This is a genomic window from Deltaproteobacteria bacterium, assembly GCA_029858205.1.
GTDB lineage: Bacteria > Desulfobacterota > GWC2-55-46 > GWC2-55-46 > DRQE01 > JAOUFM01.
The window spans coordinates 45,695-72,022 of record JAOUFM010000002.1; the positions used below are offsets into that span (position 1 = coordinate 45,695).

Here is a 26,328-nt window from a genome sequence, read left to right on the forward strand (position 1 = left end):
TTTCAGCCGTATCACACGCCATGCGCCTTAAGGGCCGCTCCATCGGGGCCCTGGCGACAAATTTTACCTAACCTCTAAGGAATCTCGAAAATACCGCCCTCCCCGTGCGGGCAAGCGCAAGAGAATACTCATGGGTTTCGCGCTTTATCTTCTTCGGGTCTATGTAATCCAGCCCTTTAAGCTCTTTTACATTGCCGCTCTCAATAAGCCACTCATGGATCATGGCTTCTGTTACCTCAAGGTGGAACTGAAGGGCATATGAGTTTTTCCCTATCTTTAACATCTGATTCTCGAACAATTTACTCTTCGCAAGATTAACCGCGCCCTCTGGGCAATCAAAGGTATCGCCGTGCCACTGAAAGACCTTTGTCTTTGAAGGCAGGCCGGCGAACATAAAATCCCTCTCGCCGTCCTTTATAAGCTCCATATCGTACCAGCCTATTTCCTTTTTTTTGCCTTTATAGACCCTTGCGCCAGCTGCCTTTGCCATGAGCTGAGCGCCAAGGCATATGCCAAGCGTCGGGATGTTGTGCTTAAAGGCATACTCGATTAGCCTTAACTCTGGGGTCAGGAACCTATACTTATCTTCGTCATACGCGCCCATTGGCCCGCCCATTACTATGAGCGCTGTATCGGGGGCGAGCACTTTAGGTATCTCTTCTCCCCTGAAGGCATTAAGCTCCATGTACCCGATACGAAGAGCCCTCAGGCAATCGAGTATCAGGCCCGGGCCTTCGTGAGGAACCTGCTTTATTATAAGCGCTCTCTTAATAACGGATGGCATCGGAACTACCCTGCCCGGCCGTGCGCAAGCAGTATCAGCTCGGCCATTTCTTTCATGGATATCCGTTTATCCATGCTGATGGTGCGAAGCCTTTTATATGCCTCGTTCTCTGTAAGAGCGTCCTTTTCCATGAGAATGCCCTTTGCGCGCTCGATTATCTTACGCGCCTCAAGAGAGCCCTTAAGCTCAGCAACCTCTTTTCTAAGTGTTTCCAATTCCTCTGTATCAGCACCGGGCTTCATGCCTAGTATAAATTGCAACTTTCGTGCCAAAGGGTTTTAAGCTGATTCTATTGGTTTTAGCTGGGATTTTACAGGGGAATACGGAAAGTAACTTAATTTCACAGCACACACTGCCTAAATTTTAGGCAGCCGTTTTTGACGGGATAACACATCTAAAAAGCCATACAACTACGTCTTTTTCTCGGCCAGGGCGCTGCCGTAGAGCTCCATATAACGCCTTGCCGAACGGTCCCATGAAAAATCCTCGGCCATGCCCTTCTTCATGAGCGACTGCCACGCAACCTGGTCTTTCTTATAGAGCGTAACAGCCTCGGTAAGCTTATCAAGAAGCGCGTTCCAGGAATAGTCCTTGAACTTAAAACCATTGCCGCTGCCTCCTGCGTAGTCGCGTATGGTGTCGTCAAGGCCGCCGGTTGCCCTTACTACAGGCACCGTGCCGTAGCGAAGGCTGTATATCTGATTTAAGCCGCAGGGCTCGTAGCGCGACGGCATGAGGAACATATCGCTTCCCGCCTCGATAAGGTGCGAAAGCCTGTTATCAAAGGCCGCCCTAACTCCGAGCTTGCCCTTGAACTTAACTGCCAACGCCTCAAATAGCCGCTGATAACGCACATCCCCTGAGCCGAGTATGACCATGCATACATCCATGGCCATGATGCTCTCCATTGCGTCGCTAAGTATGTCGAAACCCTTCTGGTCGGCAAAGCGGGATATCAACCCGATGACAGGCGTCTTCGGGCCTGTGGTAATCCCGTACTCGGCAGTAAGGGCGCTCTTGTTGGCGACCTTACCGTTTAGACTTCCGGCGGAATACTTTTTAACGATTAAAGAATCTACCGACGGGTCCCACACGTCGTAATCAACGCCGTTCAGTATGCCGTGGAGCGAAGCGGCGCGCTTTTTGAGCATGCCCTCCAAACCGCAGCCGTATTCCTTTGTCTGCACCTCTCTGGCATACCCCTCGCTAACTGTTGTGACCACGTCCGAGTACGCTATGCCGCCTTTTAGAAGGTTAAGCTGTCCGTAGAACTCGAAGCCCTCCATCGAGAACATCTCGCCCGGGAGCCCGATTGTGTCGTAAAGAGCCGCCGGGAACGTACCCTGATACGCGAGGTTATGGATGGTGAACATCGTTGCCGTGTTGCCGTAGGAGTGAGAATAAACGCTTTTTATATAGGCCGGTATCAGGCCGCTTTGCCAGTCGTTACAATGTATGACATCGGGCTTAAGGCCAAGCACATGGGCGGCCTCGAGCACGGCGCGCGAGAAGAATGTGAAACGTTCAAGATTGTCGAAGTAATCGCCCTCGGGGGCGGTGTAGAGAAAGCTTCTATCGAAGAACTCGTCCTTCTTTATGAAGTACACTGGCACGCCCTGCGTCTCGCCTTCGAGTATCTCTCCGGTGACAACGCGGCGGCCTATGGGCACGGAAACGACCTTACCGGTGTTCTTTAACTTAAGTTTTTTATCCGCGACTTCTCTATAGAAAGGAGTAAATACCGAGACCTCTGCGCCAAGCTTCTTTAGCGCCACGGGAAGCGCGCCTGCGACATCGGCAAGACCGCCTGTCTTTGAAAACGGTATTACCTCGGACGAGACTATGATGACACGTACGGACATAGGCTATATGTTAACAAAAGCCGCGCCTGCTTGCAACGGCAAACGGTTAAAAACAGCATTATTGAGCCTTATGCACGCTTGCCTTGTCGAGATTGCCATCAAAGGTCATGGTGGCCTCGGGCTTTTCGATACTTCGCGTAACGCGGTTAGGCTCCATATTGAGCCTTATGCGTATGGCGCCGGAGACGGGGTTGCCCTTTGATATAACAATATCAGAGGAACATGACGTAATAGTGGACTTCTGAAACCCGGCCTTTTCCATGTCCTCGCAGGAAACAGGGCCGGACTTCTTGGGATTTGCCTCGCCGTAGGAAAGCATGGCCACATACGCATTCTTTGCGTCTGCGTTTACCGTTGCCGCATAGCCTCTGGCCCTGTAAGGATCCATCGAAGCTACCATGCCATACAGGTACAACACCCAAAGCGCCAAAACAAAAATAATTAGCAGCGTGCCGCTTGAGATAAGGCGCGTTGAGTTTGCAGCAACAAGATAATCGGGCCTCTCTTTACCCGGCTTTGCGGCAACACCCCACCTTATCATATTTACGCCCCTTACAATGCCGAGTATGCCGACGATAAGAGCGACAAGCGCACCTATTGCGCTGATAGCCGAGAAAAGGAAGGTCACTATGCCTACGATTATCCAGAGAGCCCATCCGTTATACCATTTGGGCTTGTCCTTTGCTTTCAGTATCGCATAGCCGCCGCCAATAAGCGTAAAAAGAATAAGCGCGAGAAAAAGACACAGCTCCGCGAGCATCGATACCGGGTGCGGCGTGCCGTTGGCAAAGGCATTGGAAGGAAAAAACATCGCAGACATGAACACAGCAAACGCTATTCGTTTCACAATCGTATCCTCCGTATTTTTTATTTAAACACTACCGCATCTACCCTTTACCGGGCCCGCGCCATGTCGAGCTTGCCGTCGAAAGTAATTGCCGCACCCGGCTTACCTATCATGCTTGCCGCCCTATCGAATCTAGTATTTACAATTATCCTTACCGCGCCGGATACGGGCCTGCCCTTCGAGAGCATTACATCCGAGGAACAGCTTAGCAACTCGGGCATTAGCAACCTCAAACCGTGCTTAGCCAATTCATAGCACGTAACGATCCCCGACTTCTTCGGGTTCTTCGCAGCATACGCCGACAACGCCTTATACGAGTCCATGGCCCCTTGATTTGCCTCGAATACATAGCTGCTCGCTTTAAGATGGTATATGGATTTATACGTGCCGTACACGAACACCCCGCAAAACACTACAACCGAGACAATGAGCAGCGCTCCCGAGACAATAAAGAGCCTTGAATCTGCCGAAGCAAGGTATTCTGGCCTTTGGCGGCCGCGGCGCGAAGCATTGCCCCATAATATCAGTTTAATTCCCCTGAAAACACCAAAGGCCCCGAGAGGAATCATGACAAGAACAGCAACGGATGCAAGCGGCATTGAAACCACTATGCAAACAACGCCTAAGACTATCATACCAAACCAGCCAATGTGCCGTTCTGATTTGTTCTTTACCCCGAGCACCTCGTAACCGCCGCCGATGAATGTAAAAACTACGACGGCAAGGATTATAAGCATCTCGGCCAGAAGCGACTCAGGGGCCGGAGTGATATTTGCAAAGGCACTGGAAGGGCTCAAGAAAATAATCGCCAGCACCAGAAAAAAGATTCGTTGTTTCATGGTATCTCTTCCTTATTTATGCGCCAGAGCGCCGCTACTCCACTCAAAGCGCCAGTCCTCTTCGGGCATGAACTCCGCTTTCTCAAAGCCCAGAACATCCCTGCCGTATTGTCTAAGCGAATAATTTGATGATACCACGCTAATGCCTCGCTGGTAAAGCCTGTAAACGCCATGCTCCAATGGAGCGCCCCATGGCTTTGTCGTGACGAGTATGTAGCTCGCGTTATTTTCTAAAGCTTCCTGCGCGTAGACGACCTTTATAACGGCCTTCTCCTTTGAGGCAAGCCAAAGGCTAAACAGCGCATCCCCTGAAGAGGAAAACCTCCAGTCTACGGCGCCAAAGGTAAATGCGCCTGGCGTCTCTTCGATGGGCCCGGCCTCGCCCGCGCCAACGACACCGTCGCAAAGCGGCCTTGCAGCCTCGCCCGAGGCCTCCACCCTTTCAATCGAAATCTTCCACGGCCCCGGGTGAGCGGAATCAACAGGGAACGGCACCCTCATGCCCTGGATAACAGGCACCGGGTGCGGGTTCTCGTAGCAGTAATATGCTATAACCTCGACAGAGCCGCCCTTGACGTAGACCTCTATTCTTTCCTTTGTAAAACGGAGAACCGGGATGACGCCTGAGGCAAACGGCAAGACAGCCAACAGGATTATCAAAATGATTACGGGAATGACTGTATGGCTAAAACGTGAAGACTTCTCAGGCACAACGCGCCACGCTCCTAACAGATAACGGCAAAACTTCTCTCTCCAACACGCTTACCGTCGAGTAAGAGCTCGACCGTCCAATTGCCGATAAAGTCCTTCATGCCTATGGAAGGATCGATGCCGCCAAGCGCCCTGCCCCCAAACGACGGGTTCATCTCTATCCAGAGCCGCACTGCGTAGCCTTCGCCCTGTTTGGTCGCAAACTCGTGGACAGAGCGGTCCTGGAACTTTCCCCTGGGGTTATACCAAAGCGCCTCGGCCTTGTGAGGGCCCGGCGACAGGGAGATGAATTCGGCGTATAAATAAATTTTATCCCTGCAGCCAAACGGCGCGGAGTCGGCCTTGCCAAGCGGGTCGTCGGTAAGGATAAAACCGGCTGCGCTGCCTGCAAAAACAACTCCGGCGGCAAGCGGCGCGATAATGGCCAGAGCCACTATGCCGCAAAACCGCCGGAAGAACATGCTTAAAACCCCGTACCTGAGCATCTATACGGTTCGATATTACGGAGTAGGAGGAGGAACAGGAGGAGTAAGCGTGCCGCCTCCGCCGCCTGTAGTGGTTCCGCCGCCGCCGCTGCTGCCGCCTCCGCCGCCGCAACCGGCGAAGACAAACAGAGATGCCGAAAGGAGCAGCGCCAGGGCAATACGTCCGAAGCTGTATTTTGTCATGGTCAAGGTCTCCTTAATTGGCGGTTATGGCGATGTCGCGCCTTTTACCGTCGTTTGTATAAACGAACTCGCCTGTCGTGTGCATGTCAACAACAGTGTCGCTTCTAAGATCCTTTAGCTTTACGCCCGAGGGCACCTTTGCCGTATCCCAGCTTAGCGTCACCTTGGCGCCATTATTGGCGGCCTCGACACTTAGCGTCCACGACGCGCCGCCAGCCTGTATGTCCCTCCAGAGCGGGCCCTCTACATTGCCAAACCACGCCTTAACGCCGCCGGCAAGAAGCGCCGGAACGTCGTACTGGCCGTCAACACCGGAGGTGGCGTCCGCTCTCTGGCCAAAGCTGAGCTTATTTTCCGCGTCCCCTGCCGCAACCGTTATACGCGCCTCCCATGAGTCCCCTGAAAATGCGGGAGCGGCAAAAACAAAGAGCAGCAAAAGAACTGCAAGCGATATATTTATCGTACCTGTTTTTATATTCATCTTTGCCTCCGTCATGGCTTGGTTATTACGAGCTTATATGTTGCGCTCGAATCCTTCACATACACCCAGTACCCGATAAACGGCACGAGGGTCGCATTGGGCGTTCCTCCCGCGCTCTCGCTCGTATACGTAGAGCCCCAATCGGAGCCGTTATAGTAATAGATGGCGTTCGCGAGCCAGTTACTGCCCGTTGCCGCCGACCAGCTTACCGGCGTCTCGGCGTTCTTCTGCACTTTTACGCCGCTAAGGAGCACATTTCCTATGTACGGGTTGGATATGATGTTCCAGCCCTGGCTAAGCGTCAGCGTGACGGTCGGGCCGGGCACGTCGGCGTAGAGCGCAAGCTCTGGCACCGTAATCGGGCTGGTGCCCGTGTGCCACATGAAGTAGCCCTCGCCGTACTTGAGGTAATTGGTAAGGCCCGGATTGGCTACATCGTCCACCCGCTCATATGAGCCCGAGCTTGCCGCAAGCCCCGTCGACTTCCACCTGTAGGTATGCGACTCTCCGAGGTTGGTTCCGCCGTCGAGATTAAAGGCGTTTATGTTCCTCGGTATGCCGATTATGTTATATCCGGTAAGCAGACCGACCGTCGGGCCGCTATTGGGAACGCCGCTGCCGCCCTGTGCAACCGTGGAGCCGCCGTTTAGCACGGTCTCGAAGTAATAATTCACGACCTGCGGGCCAAGCTTTGTTGTAAAGGTGCAGAGAGCGCCTGCGCTGTAGCTTCCGGTGCAGGTCATCGTGTAGGCCTGGTAATCTGCAGCGCTTGTCGGATTACTCTTATTGGAGATGTAGACCGTCACCGATTGCGGCGTGCCGCCCGGGTCCTGCACGACAATCGAGAACGTGTACTCGATATCGACCTTCGGTTTGCTGCCTGTGCTGCTGTTGTCGGAATCCTTTCCGTTGTCTTTACGCGAAAGTCCGGGGAGCGTGTCGTTAGAGCCGGAACTTCCGTTGTCGTATGCCACGTAGCTTACGCCTGCCGGAGCCGTTGGCGTTGCCGAACCTGTTACTCCGGCCGACATATTGCCCACCTCGTCGGCGGCGCACACGCGGTAATAATACGCCGTGCCGTTTACCGTGCCTGCTACGGCATAGCTCGTAGCCGAGCTGTTATCGAGAAGCACCGTGCCGCTTGAGCAATCTGCCGGAACAGAGCCCGTTGAACCAAGAAGCTTATACTTGATTATTCCGCTTTGCGCGTCCGAGAACCCGGACCAGCTAAGATCTATCTGGTAGTTGGCAGGCGTTGCCGTAAGCGAGCCGCCTGTTGGAGCGGTAGTATCGAGTATTATCGCATCGCTTGAGACCTCGGACACTATGCCTGTTGTATCTTTAAACATTGCATAAACGGTCTTTGACCCATCGCCTGAGGTAAGCGCCCACGGCATGGAGGCCGAATACGCGGCCCATGTCTCGGTATCAAAGACGCCGTCGTTACTTAACATTATCTCTGTGATTGCGCCGTTCGGGGTGGTCGGAGAGAACGTAAGGGTGCGCCCCGCTGCCGTTGATGCGTACGTTGCGCCGCCGTCTACCTGCATCGAGCCGACCGGCTGCACGATGCCGAGGGTCGCGGTGTTCCAAAACCCTGAGTATCCGGCATACGTCGCGCCGCTTGCGCCAATTAGCGCCCCTGCGGCAGCCTGGCCGGAGGTGGCGTTGACTTTATAGCTCGGACTTGACATCTCGCCGCCGGAGGAGCCTATTACGTCCGGATTGAGCTTGTAATTCGTGCTGGTCATCTCCTCTGCCGCAGCATATAACGGCAAGGCAATGACTGCGGTGGCCACCAACAACATCCTAACCAAACCATGAATTTTTCGTCTCATAAGCCCCCCGGTCTATATATACGAGTTTACTTCCTATTAAAAAGAAAATCAACTGTTTTCCAGCTTCGTTTACGCGGTTGCCGCGTGTTCACGTCCGCAAGAAAGCGCGCCTTACGGCGCACTAACAATAGCCTTACTTCGCGCTGCTGGACGCCACGGTAGCGCCGCTCGAATCACCCTTTGCAAATGTCCAGCCGAGCTTGCCGACAACCGCCATATCCACCTTGCCGTCGGCCTTGAGTATGCCGTTACTGATGAGCATGTTCCTTATGGCAGTGGTTCCGAGGTCGCTGCCCGCGAACCTCTTCTCAAACTCGTTTACTGTCTCGTTTGCCATTGGCTTGAAGTTCTTATTTGGCTCAACAGGCTCATGCGCCTCGAACCCTGCCCTCGTGGCAGTGACAAAGTAATTGAACTCGAAGTTGCCTGTGCCGTTCTTGAATTCCTTCACCTTTATGGTCTCGTTGGTTTCGCCTATCACCGCTATGCCGTAGGTGTCGGCGCTCTTTGGCGTTACCTGCACCTGCACTGTAGAGCCGTTTGCCACGATTGCGAAATAATCGGGCAGTATTACAGTTGCCTCTCCGTTAACAAGCTTTGCCGTGCCGCGGTATGTGACCATCGCCTCCGGGCTCTCGGTAGCAACGTAGTTTATCTGCTTACCGGGGTCATTTATATGAGGCTGAATAAAGCTCTTTGTACCACTTGCAGTAAAATTTCCCGACACGTAGGTATTACCGCTAAAATACCCGGCATACCCGCCGCCCGAGTTAAATCCATACACGCCAAAGCCCGAAAGGCTACTGCTCCGGCCATATACGCCATAGGTAATACCGGTTCCTGCGCTCGCATAACCCTGCACACCCACGCCGCTCGTGCTGTTGCTATGGCCATATACGCCATAGGTAGCGCCGCTTGCAGCGGTCGCCATACCCAGCACGCCCGTGCCGCTCGTGCTGGCGCTATGGGCATATACACCATAGGTAATACCGGTTACTGCGTTAGCCGCACCCAGCACGCCCGTGCCTTCCGTGCTGTCGCTTTGACCTGCTACGCCCGTCGTAGGGCCGCTCGCAGCATTTGCCCATCCAACTACGCCTGTGCCTCCCGTGCTGACGCTTTGACCTGCTACGCCCATCGTAAAGCCGCTCGCGGCGCTAGCCACACCATACACGCCTCTGCCACTCATGCTATCGCTTTGGCCGGATACGCCGTAGATTAGGCCGGTCGTGGAAGTGCTAATACCGCTTAAGCCGGCTGAAGAAGAGGTTGCACTCGTGTTCGTGCCGGTTATTATACCCGCCCCGGCATTTGCTCCGCTAAGAGAAAGAGGAGCCGCAACGCTAAATGATGTGCCGGTAAGCATAAGCCCCGTGCCTGCTGAATATGTCGTATCGGTATCAACATCTGCCGCGCACGCCCACGCGCCGCCGTTCCATTTCATTATCTGGTTGGTCGTGCAGCCGTTCTGGTTTAAATCGGCCAATGCAATCGTTCCGTCGGCAATATGGCTTGACGTTATTCCTGCGGGTACAACGCCAAAGGTCGTGCCTGTAAGCATGAGCCCCGTTCCTGCGGCGTAGGTCGTGTCGTTATCCGTGCCGTCGCTAAAGCCCGCTGGCATGCCTGTTATGCTGCCCCATGCAGCAGCCGTAACACCGGTAAGCCCGGACCCGTCACCGGATATCATACCGCTGACCGTAAGGTTACCGCTCGTCGTCAAATTTCCCTGCACATGCGTCTTGCCGTTAAAATACCCGGCATAACCTGTTGACGCATTACCTCCATACACGCCGTAACCGGTGGAACTGTTACTTACTCCGTATACACCCCAATTATTTCCGGTTGTATTGCTCGCATTACCTGTCACGCCGACACCGTTAGGACTGGAACTCGTGCCGATAACGCCATGAGTAAAACCGCTTAAGGCAGTGCTCTCGCCTTTTACACCGAATGAATTCATGGTTGTGCTCGAATTCGAGCCGGTTATTATGCTTCCTCCGGCGTTAGCGCCGCTAAGAGAAAGCGGTGTTGCGACGCTAAACTGCGTGCCCGTAAGCATAAGCCCTGTGCCTGCGGTGTAAGTCGTGTCGGCATCTGCCACGCATATCCACGCGCTTCCGTTCGACTTTGCAACCTGCCCGTTAGCGCAGGTAAGCCCTCCGAGCGTATCGTTATCACCGTCACTAAGGCCCGCTGGAACGCTTGTTATGCCGCTCCAAGCAACACTATCGGCCTCCGCAGCCCTAACCGCAAATGGCACGAGCGATAGCTTTTGTCTCGGAGTCATCTCAGGGTCCGAGCCTGCTGTTACGCCTATATAAAGGTCTGCCACATTTATTATTGTCGACGTAATCGGCGTGGTCTGCCCAAGCGTAACGGTAAAGATACCGTTCGCCGCTTGGACGCTGTTTATGGTCTCTGTCCAGAGAGCAGAGCCGCCGGAAGCCACATTATATATCTTGAATGTAATATTAACCGGGCCGGTGACAGGCGTGCCTGACCCGTTGTTTGTAAGCTTGCCCTGATAGCTCATGGTGCCCGGCACTGCAGCGTAAGACGGCAACGCGAAGAAAATAAGTATGGCGAATGCTGACAACAGGTGCTTCACAATGTTTTTCATGCTGCGGCTCTCCTTGTCATGGTTTATGGATTACAATACCTTGCCCAGCTTCCTGCTTTTAACAAAAGAATACCGCGGCAAACTACCATGCCCACAAACCAATTGCAACACTTTTTACATGACATTACATTTTCGCATTCCCGTAGACATACGACCATGCCTTATTTCACGCCGCAGGAAAAACAGCACGCAATATACGTTTATCCTCTGCCGGTCATACTCGCGCCAACCGCATGTTCACAGCAGCAAAAAAAAAGGGGGGGATACGGTAAAACCCGCCTGTATCCTGCTACTATGCCCCGCAACACGGCGTTATAACTACCTTACCTCACCCAGGTCGAGCCGTCCCACTTAAATACGTACGCCGAACCCTGGAGTGTATTCGTGCCAATATCGTCACCATACGCGCCGATTGCAATCGTAGAGCCGTCAAAGGACACGGCGATAGCCGTGGCAAACCAATCGGCTGCCAGCCCGTCCGTGGCAATAAGCTTGGTCTCTATCCACGAACTGCCGTTCCACTTGTATGCATACGCAGAGCCCTGGTCTATAAATGTACTATCGTCAACAGTCGCGCCGACTGCGACCACATTCCCGTCAGGAGACATGGAGATTGAATAGCCGAAGTAATCCCCTGCCAGCCCGTCGGATGCAACCAGCTTTGTCTCAACCCACGCACTTCCGTTCCACTTATATACATACGCTGAGCCCTGGTCTATATTCGCGCCAACATCGTCCAAATCCGCGCCGACTGTAATAATATTGCCGTCAGAAGACACCGAGATTGAACCGCCGAATTGATCGCTTCCCGCTCCATCGGAGGCAGTAAGCTTTGTTTGCACCCACGAACTTCCATTCCACTTGTAAGCATACGCGGAGCCGCTCATTGCTGCAACGCCATCGCCGTAATACGCGCCGGATACGACAGTATTTCCGTCGGAAGACACGGCGATTGCAATGCCCAGGAAATCCGATGTCAGCCCGTCGGAGGCTGTAAGCTTGGTCTCGACCCACGAGCTTCCGTTCCACTTGTATACGTATACAGAGCCCTGGTCTTGCTTCACCCCAACATCGTCCCCGGGCACGCCGACCGCGACAGTATTACCGTCAGAAGACACGGAAATTGAATAGCCAAAGTAGTCCCATTGCGCGCCATCAGATGCCGTAAGCTTTGCCTCGACCCACGAGCTTCCGTTCCACTTATTTACATACACAGAGCCCTGATCAGCAAAACCAATATTGTCGTAAGGCGCGCCGACTGCGACAGTATTGCCGTCAGAGGATGATGCGACTGAAAAACCGAATTGATCGCTTACCGCTCCATCAGAGGCAGTAAGCCTGGTCTCGACCCACAAGCTGCCGTCCCACTTATTTACATACACAGAACCCTGATCAATATTCCCTCCGACATCGGCCTTGCTCGCACCGACTGCGACAATCTTGCCGTCCGAGGACGCTGCGATCGCATAACCGTACCAATCGTTTGCCGCGCCGTTTGAGGCAAACAATCTGCCTATGTCTACATTGCCGTTACAATTGTCGTCAATGCCGTTGTCCTGTATTTCTGCAATGGGCACTATCTCTCCGGTACAACTGCCCCAAGTGCCTCCGCTCTGGCACACCTTATTGCCTCTTCGGCAACTGCCGACATTCCTTGTGGAGACAGCCCCTGTGTAGCATACGACCTCATCGCCGACAATGCATGCGCCTGCCCCTGTCTGGTCAGCTGAGCACGTAACGGTTCCGTCTGAGTTTATGGCAGTTATGTAGTTTCCAACCGAGCATGAGCCGGTAACGCGCGTCTGAACGACATTCGTATCAACGGCTATGGTGCCGCTTCCGGTAATCGTTCCCCCGCTAAGCCCCGCGCCTGCGGCAACAGAGGTAACGGTACCGCCACTGTTAGTGTCTGTGTCAATGTCCACCGCGCACGCCCACGCCGTGCCGTTCCACTTAAGTATTTGGTTCACGCCGCAACCGTTCTGCCCAAGGTCGGCCACTGTAATCGTTCCATCCGCTATATGGCTTGACGTTATTCCTGCGGGTACAACGCCAAAGGTCGTGCCTGTAAGCATGAGCCCCGTTCCTGCGGCGTAGGTCGTGTCGTTATCCGTGCCGTCGCTAAAGCCCGCTGGCATGCCTGTTATGCTGCCCCATGCAGCAGCAGCCGTAACACCGGTAAGCCCCGAGCCGTCACCGCTTATAGTGCCGCTAACGGACAAATTACCCTGCACGTGCGTATTGCCCTGAAAAAACCCGGCATAACCGCCACCGGAGTTATATCCGTATACGCCAAAACCATTGAGACTGGCACTCCAGCCTAATACGCCCATGTTTATGCCGGTTGCGTCGCTCGCATAACCATACACGGCCCTGCCATTAAAACTGGAGTTCTCGCCGTATACGCCGGAGGTAATACCGCTTCCGTAGGCAACGCCTATCACGCCCGTGCCGTTTGCCAAGCTGCTTTCTCCCCATACGCCTGAGAGACCCAAACCAAACACGCCCCTGCCGCTTGCGCTGTCGCTTTGGCCCCATACGCCGTAAGTAGAGCCGCTTGCGGCAGTGCTTAGACCCTTTATGCCCGACGACGCGCTGGCGGTACTGGCATTAGTTCCGGTAATTATGGATGAAGCGGTTGTGCCGCTAAGAGAAAGCGGGTTTGCGACGCTAAATGTCGTACCGGTAAGCATAAGCCCTGTGCCTGCTGCATAGGTCGTGTCCGTATCAACATCTGCCGCGCATATCCACGCGCTTCCGTTCCACTTGGCCACCTGATTTGTGGAGCACGAAAGAGCGGCCTTGCCAAGCGCGTTTACCAACGGGTCTGTCTCGGCTGTTATGCCTGAGTCGGCGCCGCACACCCACGCGCTTCCGTTCCACTTGGCTACCTGATTTGGGGCGCACGAAAGAGCGGCCTTGCCAAGCGCGTTTACCAACGGGTCTGTCTCGGCTGTTATGCCTGAGTCGGCGCCGCATATCCACGCGCTTCCGTTCGACTTTGCAACCTGCCCATTAGAGCAAAAGAGCACGCCAAGCGTATCGTTATCACCGTCACTAAGGCCAGCTGGAACGCTTGTTATACCGCTCCACGCCACACTATCGGCCGCAGCAGCCTTCACGGCAAAAGGCACGAGAGCGAGCTTTTGTCTGGGCGTCATCTCGGCATCAGCGCCTGCTGTTACGCCTATATAAAGGTCTGCCGTGCTTATTATCGAAGATGTAATCGGCGTGGTATTGCCAAGCGTCACGGTAAAGATGCCGTTTGTCACGGTAACGCCATTTATGGTCTCTGTCCAGAGAGCAGAGCCGCCAGAAGAGATATCGTATATATTGAATGTAAGCGCAACCGAGCCGCTAACAGGCGTGCCTGCAGCGTTCGTGAGCCTGCCCTGATAGGTCATAGTACCGGGCACTGCGGCATGTACCGAAGCAGCAGTCCAGAATAGTACCGCTAATACGCTTATTGCCAGCAAAACAGCTCTTTTTGTATTCATAAATACTGATTTCCCTTCATGTAGTTTTATTTCAAGATGCTATTTTGCCAAGCGCAGGTTATATGTCTTCATATTTTACACCAGCACCTCGCAATAAAGCTTGAAAACCAAGACTATACCCTTACGCTACTTATGTCAAATGCTATTTTTTAAATAACTATTTATAATTTTCAGTTTTTGCTAAAACGCCTGCATTGGTTCTACTTTTATCGTATCCGTCCCTATCCAGCATATCTATCACCCAGAGACCATCTAAAACCTTTTACATGGAAGCGGCAGCAATGCACCTTGGCCGTTGCGCGCGCACCATGTTTTATGTTACGCTTATTCGGATGAGTATCTTAAAAGGACTAAATCCCGCGCAAGAAGAAGCTGTCGTTCATTCGGGCGGGCCGCTGCTCGTGCTCGCAGGAGCCGGAAGCGGCAAAACACGCGTGCTCACCACCAGAATCGCCCACCTCGTGGCTGACAGGAATACCAGGCCAGACTCTGTCTTTGCCGTAACCTTCACCAATAAGGCCGCAAACGAGATGAAGACCCGGCTTAACGTGCTCATGGGCTCAAAGGCCTCGCTTGTCTGGCTCGGCACGTTCCACTCTCTCGGCATGCGAATACTGAAACGTGAAGCAAAAAAGGCCGGGCTCTCGGACTCTACAACCGTGTACGACGACGGCGACCAGCTCCGCCTTATAAAAGAGGTCATGGAAGACCTTGGCATAGGCACAAAGGCCCTTCAGCCAAAGACAGTGCTCTCACGCATAAGCCAGGCAAAGAACGAGTTCATAGAGGCCAAGGACTACCTTAATCACGCGGCAGACTTCTTTGCGGAAAAGGTCGCTGCAATTTACGAAATATACCAGAGAAGGCTCGAATCCATGAGCGGCCTTGACTACGGGGACCTGATATGCCGCCCGCTTCGTCTTTTCAAGGCACACCCGGAGGTGCTTGAGTCCTACAGAAACCGCTTCGAGCACGTGCTTGTAGACGAGTACCAGGACACCAATAAATCACAATACATAATGATGAACTCGCTTGCCTCCACGCACCGTAACCTCACGGCTGTGGGAGACCCGGACCAGTCCATATACGCGTGGAGAGGGGCGGATATAAGGAATATCCTCGGTTTCGAGGAGGACTGGGCGGATTCGACGATTCTAAGGCTCGAGCAGAACTACCGCTCTACAAAGCGAATACTTGGCGCTGCGAACGCGGTCATACAGAATAACCGCGACAGATACGAGAAAAACCTCTGGACCGATAACGCGGAGGGCAAGCTTCCCTCCTATGAAGAATGCCCTGATGAAAAATCAGAGGCAGAGCACGCCATAGCTGCCGTCAGGGAGGCGTTAAAGGACTCTCCGGAAGACGGGTATAGAGGCATTGCCGTATTTTACCGCACAAACGCCCAATCAAGGGTCATCGAGGAACGTCTTATAAGGGAGCACATGCCCTACGCCATAGTCGGGGGCACGAAGTTCTACGACCGAATGGAGGTAAAGGACGCCCTTGCCTACCTTCGCGTAGTAAATAACCCGAAGGACTCGCTTAGCCTAAGGCGCATCATAAACGTTCCGGCAAGAGGCATCGGAGAGCAGACCCTCGATAAGATGGTGACCTCCGCAACGGAGAGAGGCATCACGCTCTACGAGGCATTCGAAACAGCCGCGAAAAACAGCGAGATGAAAAAGCCGGAAATCGCAAAGCTCTTTACCGCCTTCGCAAAATGCAGGGAACATAGCGAGGCAGCACCACTTCACGAGGCAGCAATGGAGCTTCTCGAAAGTTCCGGGTATATCGCCATGTACGAGAAAGAGGATAACGACGAGGCATTCGAGAGAATCGAGAACATACACGAGCTAATTAGCGCAATACGCGACTACGAGGAATCCACGGAAGAGCCATCTTTACAGGACTTTCTTGAAAAAGTCGCGCTCGTAAACGACGCGGACTCTTACGACGAGACAACCGACAAGATAACCCTCATGACCGTGCACTCGGCCAAAGGGCTCGAGTTCGACTCCGTCATTATAGTAGGGCTCGAAGAACGCGTGTTCCCGCACTTTAGGAGCATGGACAGCGATACAGAGGTGGAAGAAGAAAGAAGGATATGTTACGTCGCCATGACGAGGGCGCGCAAACGCCTCTTCATGCTCTCCGCGAGGTCGAGAAACATATTCGGAGAGCTAAGGTTCCAGACCAGGTCGCGCTTTGTAGACGAGATACCAAAAAAGATGCTCGACATACGCGGCGACAAAGAAGACAAGCTCCCAAACGAACCATACTACACATACGACGACTCGCAAATCGAGCCTGTGCGCTATGAAAAGGCAAAGAGCCCGCTTTCATCCCCTGCCCCTGCTGCCGACAGCGGCCCGTGGAAAATAGGCGCGCGCGTCGAGCACCCGGATTTCGGCGTTGGCGTGATACTGGCAAAAGAGGGCTCCGGAGATAGCGCGAAGGTAACTGTCAGGTTCCAGAGGGCCGGGCAAAAAAAGCTCTCTCTAAAGCACGCGCCTCTTACCGTAAGCCGGTAAAAGAGCGGCTGCCTCTGTTGCAATAACTTTGCGGATGTGTTAAAAATATCCGGAGATACGCAAGTCTTTCGAGGAGTCTTCTACACATGCCCATGCCGCAGAGCAGCGCTTTTGTCATACGCACTTTAGCAGTGGCATTGTGCGTCATTACTTTCACGGGCGCCGTCTTTCTTACCGAAATAAAAGCAGAAGAACCGAAAAAGACCGTGGCATCCGAGGAATCCATGGCAAAGACCCTCGAGAAACTCTACGGCGACTACGAGAAAATAGACTCGGCTCTGAAGGCCTCGACAGCCTCTACGCCGTCGGTCCCGTCTACCGAAGGCCTTCTCGTGCCGCTTACCGTCACAATAAAAAAGAACGGCAACTTCAGGCTCTCCTCGGTCGAGGTCACCGACAACGGGCTCCCGCTCTGGGGCCACATCTACGACGACGAGGAAAACATGGCCATGGACAAGGGCGGGCGCCACTTCCTCTACAGGTCCGAAACAGCCGGCGGAAAGCACACCATCTCGGTTGAGTACGGCTTCTCGCCAGACAACGATAAAGAAGAGGTCTTGAAGAGACAATCGGCCTGGACATACAAGGCAGGCAGGGAACCCGTGGTTCTGGAAATAATATTCGAAAAGGCCGGTAACAATGTCGTTGCAAAACCGGGAATGCTTCGTGTCGTTCAGGGCAAATAGGAAAGTTTACGGGATCGCCAGGGCCTTTGCGGCGATTTGCGTTTTCTTTGCGGCCCAGCACGCCGCCGCCTCTTCTGCCGATGACATCCCCGTAAGGAACATCGCATCGGCGCGCCTTATAGCCGAAGAAGCGGCATTCGAGCTCCACAGGGGCAACATGCTCGGGGCCGCGATACTTACGGCAGGCAGCGACGACCCGCTGCTTACACCGCTTCGATCCCTTGCTCACGTAAAACTCGGGCGCGCCGTAGAACCCGGCATTTCGTACGCCGACTATGGCCCTGCCTCCGAGGCGCTTAGAGAGATGTTCCTCGTAAACGACATGGCCGCGCTAAAGGCCTCGACAAATGGCGTCAAAAACCCAGTTGCCGCGTACTACGGCGCTCTTGCAGCTTACGGCGAAGGAGACTTTAAAACCGTAAGCAACCTTATCCAGTCCGTCGACGCGTCGTCGCCGCTTTACCCCTACGCCCTGATACTGATGGCGCAGATACAGATAAAGAACAACTACCCCGGCGGCGCCCTGTCCATAATAAACGTCGTCATATCGAGGGCCCCAGACCTCCACGACGAGGCAACCGACGCCGCGCGCATGTACAAGGGCTACCTGCTCTACGAACTCGGCAGATACGCGGAAGCAGAGGAAGCATTTTTATCGATATCTTACGGGCCGCTTAAAAACGAAGCCCTTGCCAACGCGGCGCACTCGGCTCTAAGGGCATCGAAATGCAAGGACGCGCTCGCCCACATCGGGCGCATTGAAGCGCCAAACCCGCTTGGGGCGTTTGGGCAGGAACTACTGCTCGCAAAGGCCCACTGCCTGAAAGAAACCGGCAAGACAACCGAGGCCATCGGGCTCGTCACCGAGACCATGAAAATACTAAACGCCCTCACCGACGGCTACGACAAGACATACGCATCAAAGACGCTGCCGGAGGAAACAGAGGAGCTGCTCTCCACAACACGCATGGCGGCCGGGGACGCTCTCTTTAAACCGGCCGGGATAGACGGCAAGGCGATAGCCGAATCCATACGCATAGAGGCGGCAACAAAAGACTCTGAAAAACTCAAAAAGGCCGAATTCTACTACACGGCTGCTGACGAGACCGAACGCACGTTCAAGAAAAAAATAACCGAACTTGACTATGCGATACACGCCATTTCGGCAAGGAAGGCCTCTCTCGAGTCGTGGTTCGAGGGCAACAGAAGCGGGGCAACAAGCGCCAGGGCGCGCCTTCAATACTTAAAGGACGCGGCCTATGAAGACAAATGGCATGGCCCGACGCTTCGCGACCACGGCCTTGGCGAGGCCGTGACGGCAGAGATAGAGAAAAAATGGTCTTTTGCGCTAAGCCGCCCGCTCTCCGCAAGCGAGAAACTCCTGATACATCTTGTATTACTCGACGGAGCCGAAGGAGAGACATACCTCGACAACATACAGTACAGCCAGCTCCTCTACCTTATGACAGTGCCTTTGCCGCCCGGACAAAAAACTCCGATAGCCGACCGCATAGCGGCAGACCTTGGCACAATGGCAAACAGCGGCCCTCTTCCAAAGGAACTCTACATACCGACCGTAGAGGAATGGATAACGAAGAAGCTTGCAAAGGACGCTCTTGAGATAAAAAAACTTAAAGACCTAAAGGCCCTTGCCGAAAAGGACCTGGCCGATGCTTTTACAGTCAAGAAGGCCGCGGTATCCATGGCAAGAGAGATACTTCTTCGCCGCGCCGCGCTTTTACGCTTCGAGATACGAAGCATAAACGAAAAGGCCAGGGGCGTACTAACCTCGATCTCCGGCAAACGGGAGGCGGATAAGTGATGGCGCTGACGCGGCACTTTTTCATACCGGCGGCGCTTTCGCTTGCGGCAGCATCAATCCTGTTTTACGGCTGCCAGGGCACGGCGCCGCTGCATATACCCGTAATAGAGAATAAGAGCCTCTCGACCGCCGAGGAGTATATCGACATCGCGCTAAAGAGCGGGGATGTGTCGGTTGAAACGCTCCTGGTTCTGACCGAGAACTACTTTGACGAAGAGAGCGCCATATCGAGAGACCGCTTCCTCGCATACGAAGAGCAGCAGCGCCTCTACCTTGCCGGAAAGACAAGAGCGGCCCCGGCAGCGCCCGTGACCGACCATTCGCGCCTCATAAGGGGGCTGCGCGCAGTGCAGGAGCGCTTTCCGGACAAGGACGGCATGGACGGTGTTGCCTACGCGCTCGGCTACGCGCTATTCGAGAGCGGAAAGCCAAGTGAGGCAATAACCGCGTTCGAGAAGTTCCTCGAAAAATACGACTCCAGCCGCCTTGCAACCGAAGCTAACTTTCGTCTGGCCGAACTATACTTCGACGAAAGCCGCCTCGTGGAGGCCGAGGAGGCATACTCAAAGCTCCTAAGACGCCGGACATCGGCCTTTCACAACAAGGCCACATACAAACTCGGATGGACGCACTACCGCTTGGACGAATACGACCGGGCGTTCTCGTACTTCGTAAGGCTCCTTGACAGTTCCAAAATAGCGCAAGCCGACCGCGAGGCAGCGGAAACGCTCGGCACGGAGGCTGAAAACGACGCGATAAAGGCCCTGACCCATCTAAAAGGAACCGCGATAGAAACCCTTATGACCGGCATCAAGGGCTCGCCAAAGGCCCCTGCCATGACGCTCGCGCTCGGACGAGTGTTTTTGGACCAGGGCCGTACAGTTGAGGCCGCGCAGGCCTTCGCGCTCTTTTTAAAGCTCTTCCCGGAAAACCGCGCCGTGCCGGTAGTATACATGGAAATGGCAAAAACAGCCGATGTGGCAGGCGACAAGGCAAGCGCAATTGAGTTCAAGAAAAAGCTCATAGAGAACTACGGCCCGTCAACCGACTGGTACAGGCGAAACTTTGAAGGCCTGGGCGCAGAAGAGCGCGCCTCCATGGCATCTGCGCTTCTAGACCTTGCCGACCACTACCGCGAACTGGCAAAGACCGACCCCGGCATGCGCGATAAGGCCATAGACGCCTACGCGCTGTTTGTCGTAAACTTCGGCACCAATGCGGCGGCCGAGGCCGCAAGGTACAATCTCGCGGACCTGCTTTTCGAATCCGAACGCTACATCGAGGCAGCGCTGCAGTACTCTGACCTTACGCTGCTCCTTAGAAACAAGCCCGAAGGCGAGGCAGCGGCCTTCACATGCCTCATATCGCTTGAACTGACGGCGGCATCGAATAAGCCGTTTAACAAAACAACCTACAGGCAGATAGCCGGCGACGTTACCCTTTACTATTCGACCTACCACATGGACAATCCCAGGGCCGAGGCCTTCATGTTCAAGGCCGCGGACGCGTACGCCGCCGCAGGCATGCACACCGAGGCAAAGGACGTCCTTACCCCGCTTACCAGGGGTAAAAACCCCTATGCCGCGTTCATCAAGCTTGGCGACATACAGGCCGCGGCAATGGACATAGACGGCGCACTCGATTCATACGAAAAGGCCTACGCCATAAAAAAAGACGCCTCGCTAAACGAGCGGCTTGCCTCCATGCACTATCTTAGGGCTCTCGAGCACGAGAAGCTTGGCGCATACGACGACGCGCTAAAGCGCTACATGAGGGCCTTCGAACTCGGTGCGCCGTCGAAAACCTCCGATGACGCGCTCTTAAGGGCCGCGCGCTTACAAATGAAAAGGGGCGACGACGAAGGGTTCGAGCGCGTACTCGCGCTCGGCAAGCGGCTGATGCCGCTCTCCAACGCGACATACACAGTCATCGTAGAGAACGCTGCAGACAACGAGCAAAAAGGCCGGACAAAGAGCGCCGCCGACAGATACAACGAGGCGGCCATCCACGCGCATCATATCGGCAAAACAGAGGAAAGAGACAAACTCGTCATAAAAGCGGCGGCCTTATATAATGTGGCCGCCATGTACCCCATGACCCGAAGCATCGTGTCCGCGCGCATCTCGCGTGGAGGGTTCGCTTCAACACAGGCGGAGGCGAAGGCGCTGCTACTTATGGCAGAGGCCGAGGAAAAGGCCGGCGACATAAGCGCCGCCAAAAAAACTTACGCCTCCATCGTCTCTTCCGGGGCGGATGGAAGCCTGAAGGCGCCGGCACGTCTCTCCCTTGCCGAAATAAAGCTCTCCGAGTACCTTGGCATGAAGATAACCGAACCGCTGGCCTCCTCGATAAAGGCAAAAGAGGCTGCCATGAAAACGCTTCTCGACGAGTACGCTGCAATAGCCAACGAACAGTACGCCGAACTGCTGCCGCGCTGTTTTTATTCCATGGGGCTCGCTCTCGAGAACTACGAGTCGGCGCTACTTAACTCGCCAAGGCCACAGGACCTGACGGAAGAGGAAAAAAAGGAGTACACTTTTCTTCTGGAAGAAAAGACATATCCGATCGAGGAGGAGGCCGTAAAGGCCTACAAAGGCGCGCTGAAGACATCGGCCTCGCTCTCGCTTACTAAGGACGCGGCGCTGCCAGGCTCGCTTGCGTTGAAGAGGCTCGCTGAACTAAGGCCGGCGATGTACAAAAGAACAATAGAACCGGTTGAAAAGTCCCCTCTTTTCGACCGCCCGGTGATGATGAATGCTGACTAAGCAAGGCATAAATAGAAATCAGGCGGGTTATTCGCTTACTGCGGCAATAGCGGCAATAGCGGCCGTGTGCCTGCTTAACGGATGCGCGGGCCCTGCAATCAATAAAGACTTCAAGACGGCCCCGGGGCGCTTAGAACCTGCAAAGACCGCGAAACCCGCTGTTACGGAGCCCGATGCGCCAAAAAACGAAAAACCGCAGCAACCGGCGCCAATCGTCCAGGCGCTTCAGAGCAAGCGCCCCCGGTCCATAGGATACAACGCAATGCGGCACTTCAAGAACGCAACGCAGACCGCTGAAAAATCCCCGGCAGAGGCGCTGATAAGCTTGAACCTAGCCCTTGCCTCGGAGCCAAACTTCACGGAGGCAAGATACAATCTCGGCATCCTGATGCTAAGGCTAAACAGCAGAGCAAGCGCCAAAGCGGAGTTCGAAAAGGCAGCTGAAACGAACTTCGCCCTCGGTCGCATATACTTAGCCATGGCCATACTGTACGTTGACGAAAAGAACTACGCCGCGGCCGCAGAGACCATGTTAAAAGCGTTGGCCGAGGAGCCGGCCAACTCACGAATACTTGTAAACCTGGCCTCGGTCTACCTGCTTCTTGGCAACCAGGCGCTCGCCGACAAAACATACGGCGAAGCAGAGGCCAGGGCCCCGGACGACCCCTACCTTAACTACAACATAGGCATGCTGCACATGAAGGCCAAGGAGTACGACAAGGCAGCAAAGAGGTTCGAAAAATCACTCGCGCTAAAGACATCGGTACCGGAAACATCGCTTGCCTACGCCGAGGCGCTTTTCGAAATGGGCAAGTACAGCGATGCAAAGAAGGCATATATCGAGGCAGCCGCGCTGCATCCGAAAGCCGCTGCGGCGCACATAAACCTCGGCATATTATACGAGCTTTACTTAAACGACTTTAAAAAGGCCGAAGAGAGCTACTCGAAGTACCTGGAGCTTGGAGGGAAACGCAAAAGCGAGGTAATACAATGGATAGAGCTTCTAAAGGAAAAAAGCAAGCCTTAAAGATGGCATTGACGGCGGCAATCGCGCCCGTTATTATAATGGTAACGGCTGCGGCTTCGTTTGCGGCTAACGGCACGGATACGCCGATAGAGCAGCGCATAATAAAGATAGAGGGCTCTATCGACAAGCCGCGCGTCATATTCATAGTGCCAAGGGCAAGGCTAGTAAGGCAGGAACCCGGCAAGAGCGGGTTTTCAAGGGAGTTATCGGTACCGGCGCACCCTGGCATCGGCGGCAAACAAACGCCCGGGAGCGGCACCGGCAAGGTTAACAACTAAAACAACACTCATCAGAAGGAGGTCATATGGAATCTTTAGCCGCATTTTTCAAGGACGGCGGCCTGTTCATGTACATCATTTTGTTCGTCCTGGCCGTCGGTATCGCGATAACGGTAGAGCGCGTCATACACCTTGTGTTCAAGTACTCGATAAACTCAGAAGAGCTCTGGGCGAGGATAAAAAAGGCCGTTTTGGAAAACGACGTTGCAAAGGCCAGGGCCTTCTGCTCATCTAGCACGGCCCCTGTGGCAAGGCTCTTCGAAAGGGCCCTTGCCTCGCACGGCAAGGGTGAAAGAGAGATACAAAACGCGGTAGACGAGGTCTCCATGGAGCTTATCCCGCTTGTCGAAAAACGTGTGTCGTATCTTGCGATGGTCGCAAACGTCGCGACCCTTCTCGGGCTTCTTGGCACGATACAGGGCCTCGTGCAGGCATTCCAGGCGGTCGGTAACGCCGACCCCTCGCAAAAGGCTACACTTCTGGCCTCGGGCATATCCATAGCCCTCTACACAACGGCCCTTGGATTAATCGTCGCAATACCGATGCTTGTTGCGTACTCGATACTGCAGACACGCTCCAACAAGCTTAACGACGAGATAGACGCGTATTCGGTAAAGATAATAAACCTGCTCATAAAACAGCACTCTGAGAGAAGAAGCGGAGCAAGGGACAGTGGCCAGGAAGCCCAGTCGTAGAAGACGCCCTAACCCGCACGGCGAAGAGCTCGACCTTACGGCGGTGATGAACCTGTTTATGGTTCTCATACCGTTTCTGCTCCTCTCTGCCGTGTTCGCAAAAACGGTGTCCATAGACATCGTGCTGCCTACTGGCTCGGCCGCACAGGCGGCAGCGCCATCGGAGCCGCTTACCGTGACCATGAAGAAAAGCGGCATCCTCGTTGGCGGCATAGGGCGCGCCATTCCTTTCCTTGAAAGAAAAAGCGGCAAATACGACTTCGAGACACTCAACAAAAGACTCTTCGAATTGAAGCGCCAGCACCCCGCCAAGGAAGACATAGTGCTTTTATTTCCAAAGGACGCGGCCTATAACGACGTCATAAGGCTGATGGACTCGACCAGGGAGATAATCGTCAAGGAAGGCGGCGTATCCTCAAGAAAGCCGCTATTTCCGGTTGTGTCGGTAGGAGAACACGGTGAGTAGGGGCGATAACACAATGTCGGCAAGGCCATCTAGAAAAATAGGGCGTAAAAGAGGCAAGGTGGTGGCGTCCATAACGCTTGTATCGCTGATGGACCTCTTTACAATAGTCCTGATATTCCTTCTCCAGTCGTTCTCCTCGACCGGAGAGACATTTACCTCATCTCCGACGTTCACGCTCCCGACATCCACGGCCGTCTCGGAACTCGTGCCGAGGCTCACCATACAGGTAACCCAAAACGACATCCTGGTTGACGGGCGCAAGACGGCCTCGGTCGAGGACGCGCTCAAGGCCCCGTCGCTTCTTATAGAGCCTCTCAAAATGCGGCTCGACGAAGAAGCAAAGAAGAGCATCTACATCGCCGGAATAAACAGGGATTTGCAGCTTACGCGAGAGGTAATACTGTTTGGCGACAAGGAAATACCGTTTGTTCTCCTCGAAAAGGTCATGTACACGTGCGGCCTGGTCGGGTACTCGAACATAAAGCTTGCCGTTATCTCCAAGGGCGGATAACACCGTGCAAAAAGACCTTTACATAAAGATACGCTTAGCCGGAAAAACACCGTCCTCGCACAGGGCATCGGCATCGCTTACCCTTGGTAAGGACGCGGCTAACGATATCACAGTCGAGTCGTCTGCCCTGCCGGCCTCGTATAAACCGCTTAGGCCTTGCTCAAAGGGCTCCTACGAATTCCTTATGGCACCCGGCATGGACGGCACGCTAAGAAAAAACGGCCACGAGGCCGAGCTCTCCACACTCGTTGCAATGGGGTTTGTCGCTAAAAAAGGCGCCTACCACGTAATCGAGCTCGATGCCTCGGTAACGCTCGAACTCAGGTTCAAGGACTCGGGCGCGATACTTACCCTCGCCTTCGACGACGTGCCTGCGGAAGAAATACCACGGGTAGCGGCGCCGGTAAAAGGCAGCCTTGCCGGCACCCTCTCGCTTCACTCCATACCCAAAGGCGAGCACATGTTCCTTTTTATCCTTGCTGCCTCGCTTACGGTAAACATCGTCTTTGCCCTGTATATAAACTCGGTCGAGGTCATAAGGCGCTCGGCAATGGATGAGCTGGCAACGCTTCCGCCGCGTTTTGCAAAGCTAATACTTGCTCCCAAGGCCGCGCCCAAACCGGCCGAGGCCCCAAAGCCCGCGCCCGAGGAGGCAAAGCCGGAGGAAGAAACAAAAAAGCCCGAAGAAAAGGCAAAAAGGACCAAGGACGACAGGCCGATGACGGCTGAAAGAAAGAAGGTAATAGACCGGGTAAAGACCAAGGGCGCGCTCGGCGTCATAGGCTCCATGGAGGGCGGCGTATTTTCGAATACCTCCACAGCAGAGACATACAAAAACCTGGATTCGATACTTGCGTCGGCGCGCCCCATGGATTCAAGCGGCAACCCTGCCTCGGACTTCAACACTGCGACAACGCGCGAAACAGAAGAAGTGGCCGGAAGCCTGAGACAAAAAGGCAAAAGCTCGGAAGACCTTATCGAGGAAAAAAAGAAGTCCTCAAAGGCCGTATCCGCCTCAAGCCCCGGCCCGGGACAAAAAACCTCGGCACAGCCGCGCTCAAAGGACGAGGTCTATGCGGCAATCCGCTCATACACCGGGGGGCTCAAATACCTCTACAACAACGAACTTAAGAAAACCCCCTCGCTACGCGGCCTTGTCACCGTACGTTTCACCATATCGGCGGATGGCAAGGTAACAAGCGCAAAGATAGTCAAATCCACCATAAACCATACGGGGCTCGAAACGAGCATCGTGGAAAGAATAAAGCTCTGGAGATTTAGAAACATATCCCCTGCGCAGGATTACACCGACGAATACACGTTTGATTTCTCTCCCATCGGATAATACCTTTTAAAACCTTGACTTAGGGCCAAAAAAGAACTATTATCATTCT

Annotated in this window: 22 protein-coding genes; 10 read left to right on the forward strand and 12 right to left on the reverse strand. The window is 54.2% G+C overall.

Features of this window, described 5'->3' with window-relative positions; genetic code table 11:
• Positions 1 to 67: 67 nt before the first annotated feature.
• From OEV59_01680 to OEV59_01735, 12 genes are all read right to left on the reverse strand, one after another.
• Complete coding sequence (locus OEV59_01680) at positions 68 to 784, reverse strand: gamma-glutamyl-gamma-aminobutyrate hydrolase family protein (GenBank protein ID MDH4226453.1); 717 nt, start codon at positions 782 to 784, stop codon at positions 68 to 70.
• Positions 785 to 789: 5 nt separating this feature from the next.
• Positions 790 to 1,026, reverse strand: coding sequence for an ANTAR domain-containing protein (locus OEV59_01685; protein MDH4226454.1), 237 nt, complete (start codon positions 1,024 to 1,026; stop codon positions 790 to 792).
• Between the two features lie 168 nt (positions 1,027 to 1,194).
• The gene (gene glgA / locus OEV59_01690; GenBank protein ID MDH4226455.1) at positions 1,195 to 2,646 is read right to left on the reverse strand and encodes a glycogen synthase GlgA; all 1,452 of its coding nucleotides are present in this window, start codon (positions 2,644 to 2,646) and stop codon (positions 1,195 to 1,197) included.
• Positions 2,647 to 2,704: 58 nt separating this feature from the next.
• Positions 2,705 to 3,493 (reverse strand): hypothetical protein, encoded by a 789-nt coding sequence (locus OEV59_01695; GenBank protein MDH4226456.1) that lies wholly within the window; start codon positions 3,491 to 3,493, stop codon positions 2,705 to 2,707.
• Positions 3,494 to 3,540: 47 nt separating this feature from the next.
• Positions 3,541 to 4,332 carry a hypothetical protein gene (locus OEV59_01700; protein ID MDH4226457.1) on the reverse strand — a complete coding sequence of 264 codons (792 nt, stop codon included), beginning with the start codon at positions 4,330 to 4,332 and terminating at the stop codon, positions 3,541 to 3,543.
• Positions 4,333 to 4,344: 12 nt separating this feature from the next.
• Entirely contained in the window at positions 4,345 to 5,043 is a 699-nt protein-coding gene (locus tag OEV59_01705; GenBank protein MDH4226458.1) for a hypothetical protein, read from the reverse strand.
• A 14-nt stretch (positions 5,044 to 5,057) separates the two neighbouring features.
• Entirely contained in the window at positions 5,058 to 5,504 is a 447-nt protein-coding gene (locus OEV59_01710) for a hypothetical protein (GenBank protein ID MDH4226459.1), read from the reverse strand.
• Positions 5,505 to 5,543: 39 nt separating this feature from the next.
• Entirely contained in the window at positions 5,544 to 5,711 is a 168-nt protein-coding gene (locus tag OEV59_01715) for a hypothetical protein (protein MDH4226460.1), read from the reverse strand.
• Positions 5,712 to 5,724: 13 nt separating this feature from the next.
• Positions 5,725 to 6,192, reverse strand: coding sequence for a hypothetical protein (locus OEV59_01720; GenBank protein ID MDH4226461.1), 468 nt, complete (start codon positions 6,190 to 6,192; stop codon positions 5,725 to 5,727).
• Between the two features lie 11 nt (positions 6,193 to 6,203).
• On the reverse strand, positions 6,204 to 7,991 hold the full coding sequence (locus tag OEV59_01725) for a hypothetical protein (protein ID MDH4226462.1): 1,788 nt from the start codon (positions 7,989 to 7,991) through the stop codon (positions 6,204 to 6,206).
• Between the two features lie 172 nt (positions 7,992 to 8,163).
• On the reverse strand, positions 8,164 to 10,653 hold the full coding sequence (locus OEV59_01730) for a hypothetical protein (protein ID MDH4226463.1): 2,490 nt from the start codon (positions 10,651 to 10,653) through the stop codon (positions 8,164 to 8,166).
• A 323-nt stretch (positions 10,654 to 10,976) separates the two neighbouring features.
• Complete coding sequence (locus tag OEV59_01735; GenBank protein MDH4226464.1) at positions 10,977 to 14,150, reverse strand: hypothetical protein; 3,174 nt, start codon at positions 14,148 to 14,150, stop codon at positions 10,977 to 10,979.
• A gap of 332 nt (positions 14,151 to 14,482) precedes the next feature.
• On the opposite strand from OEV59_01735, the gene OEV59_01740 reads away from it, so the two are divergent.
• From OEV59_01740 to OEV59_01785, 10 genes are all read left to right on the forward strand, one after another.
• Positions 14,483 to 16,684, forward strand: coding sequence for a UvrD-helicase domain-containing protein (locus OEV59_01740; GenBank protein MDH4226465.1), 2,202 nt, complete (start codon positions 14,483 to 14,485; stop codon positions 16,682 to 16,684).
• An 86-nt stretch (positions 16,685 to 16,770) separates the two neighbouring features.
• Positions 16,771 to 17,370 carry a hypothetical protein gene (locus OEV59_01745; protein MDH4226466.1) on the forward strand — a complete coding sequence of 200 codons (600 nt, stop codon included), beginning with the start codon at positions 16,771 to 16,773 and terminating at the stop codon, positions 17,368 to 17,370.
• Positions 17,324 to 19,192 carry a hypothetical protein gene (locus tag OEV59_01750; protein MDH4226467.1) on the forward strand — a complete coding sequence of 623 codons (1,869 nt, stop codon included), beginning with the start codon at positions 17,324 to 17,326 and terminating at the stop codon, positions 19,190 to 19,192. Before OEV59_01745 ends, OEV59_01750 begins: the two co-directional genes overlap by 47 nt.
• Positions 19,192 to 21,957: a tetratricopeptide repeat protein gene (locus OEV59_01755; protein ID MDH4226468.1), complete on the forward strand. Its 2,766-nt coding sequence runs from the start codon at positions 19,192 to 19,194 to the stop codon at positions 21,955 to 21,957. The genes OEV59_01750 and OEV59_01755 overlap by 1 nt, the downstream gene beginning before the upstream one ends.
• Positions 21,947 to 22,984 carry a tetratricopeptide repeat protein gene (locus OEV59_01760; protein ID MDH4226469.1) on the forward strand — a complete coding sequence of 346 codons (1,038 nt, stop codon included), beginning with the start codon at positions 21,947 to 21,949 and terminating at the stop codon, positions 22,982 to 22,984. The genes OEV59_01755 and OEV59_01760 overlap by 11 nt, the downstream gene beginning before the upstream one ends.
• Before the next feature lie 2 nt (positions 22,985 to 22,986).
• Entirely contained in the window at positions 22,987 to 23,262 is a 276-nt protein-coding gene (locus OEV59_01765; protein MDH4226470.1) for a hypothetical protein, read from the forward strand.
• 26 nt (positions 23,263 to 23,288) lie between these two features.
• Positions 23,289 to 23,957: a MotA/TolQ/ExbB proton channel family protein gene (locus OEV59_01770; protein MDH4226471.1), complete on the forward strand. Its 669-nt coding sequence runs from the start codon at positions 23,289 to 23,291 to the stop codon at positions 23,955 to 23,957.
• Positions 23,935 to 24,423, forward strand: coding sequence for a biopolymer transporter ExbD (locus OEV59_01775; GenBank protein MDH4226472.1), 489 nt, complete (start codon positions 23,935 to 23,937; stop codon positions 24,421 to 24,423). Before OEV59_01770 ends, OEV59_01775 begins: the two co-directional genes overlap by 23 nt.
• On the forward strand, positions 24,416 to 24,934 hold the full coding sequence (locus tag OEV59_01780) for a biopolymer transporter ExbD (protein ID MDH4226473.1): 519 nt from the start codon (positions 24,416 to 24,418) through the stop codon (positions 24,932 to 24,934). Before OEV59_01775 ends, OEV59_01780 begins: the two co-directional genes overlap by 8 nt.
• 4 nt (positions 24,935 to 24,938) lie before the next feature.
• The gene (locus OEV59_01785) at positions 24,939 to 26,279 is read left to right on the forward strand and encodes a TonB family protein (protein ID MDH4226474.1); all 1,341 of its coding nucleotides are present in this window, start codon (positions 24,939 to 24,941) and stop codon (positions 26,277 to 26,279) included.
• Positions 26,280 to 26,328: the final 49 nt, after the last annotated feature.

Bases quoted from the DNA above. Each gene is read 5' to 3' on its own strand.
- OEV59_01745 (MDH4226466.1), top strand. From the start codon at position 16,771: ATGCCCATGCCGCAGAGCAGCGCTTTTGTCATACGCACTTTAGCAGTG.
- OEV59_01715 (MDH4226460.1), bottom strand. From the start codon at position 5,711: ATGACAAAATACAGCTTCGGACGTATTGCCCTGGCGCTGCTCCTTTCG.
- OEV59_01700 (MDH4226457.1), bottom strand. From the start codon at position 4,332: ATGAAACAACGAATCTTTTTTCTGGTGCTGGCGATTATTTTCTTGAGC.
- OEV59_01710 (MDH4226459.1), bottom strand. From the start codon at position 5,504: ATGTTCTTCCGGCGGTTTTGCGGCATAGTGGCTCTGGCCATTATCGCG.
- OEV59_01760 (MDH4226469.1), top strand. From the start codon at position 21,947: ATGCTGACTAAGCAAGGCATAAATAGAAATCAGGCGGGTTATTCGCTT.
- OEV59_01720 (MDH4226461.1), bottom strand. From the start codon at position 6,192: ATGAATATAAAAACAGGTACGATAAATATATCGCTTGCAGTTCTTTTG.
- OEV59_01750 (MDH4226467.1), top strand. From the start codon at position 17,324: ATGTCGTTGCAAAACCGGGAATGCTTCGTGTCGTTCAGGGCAAATAGG.
- OEV59_01735 (MDH4226464.1), bottom strand. From the start codon at position 14,150: ATGAATACAAAAAGAGCTGTTTTGCTGGCAATAAGCGTATTAGCGGTA.
- glgA (MDH4226455.1), bottom strand. From the start codon at position 2,646: ATGTCCGTACGTGTCATCATAGTCTCGTCCGAGGTAATACCGTTTTCA.
- OEV59_01765 (MDH4226470.1), top strand. From the start codon at position 22,987: ATGGCATTGACGGCGGCAATCGCGCCCGTTATTATAATGGTAACGGCT.
- OEV59_01680 (MDH4226453.1), bottom strand. From the start codon at position 784: ATGCCATCCGTTATTAAGAGAGCGCTTATAATAAAGCAGGTTCCTCAC.
- OEV59_01755 (MDH4226468.1), top strand. From the start codon at position 19,192: ATGGCGCTGACGCGGCACTTTTTCATACCGGCGGCGCTTTCGCTTGCG.
- OEV59_01685 (MDH4226454.1), bottom strand. From the start codon at position 1,026: ATGAAGCCCGGTGCTGATACAGAGGAATTGGAAACACTTAGAAAAGAG.
- OEV59_01730 (MDH4226463.1), bottom strand. From the start codon at position 10,653: ATGAAAAACATTGTGAAGCACCTGTTGTCAGCATTCGCCATACTTATT.
- OEV59_01770 (MDH4226471.1), top strand. From the start codon at position 23,289: ATGGAATCTTTAGCCGCATTTTTCAAGGACGGCGGCCTGTTCATGTAC.
- OEV59_01740 (MDH4226465.1), top strand. From the start codon at position 14,483: ATGAGTATCTTAAAAGGACTAAATCCCGCGCAAGAAGAAGCTGTCGTT.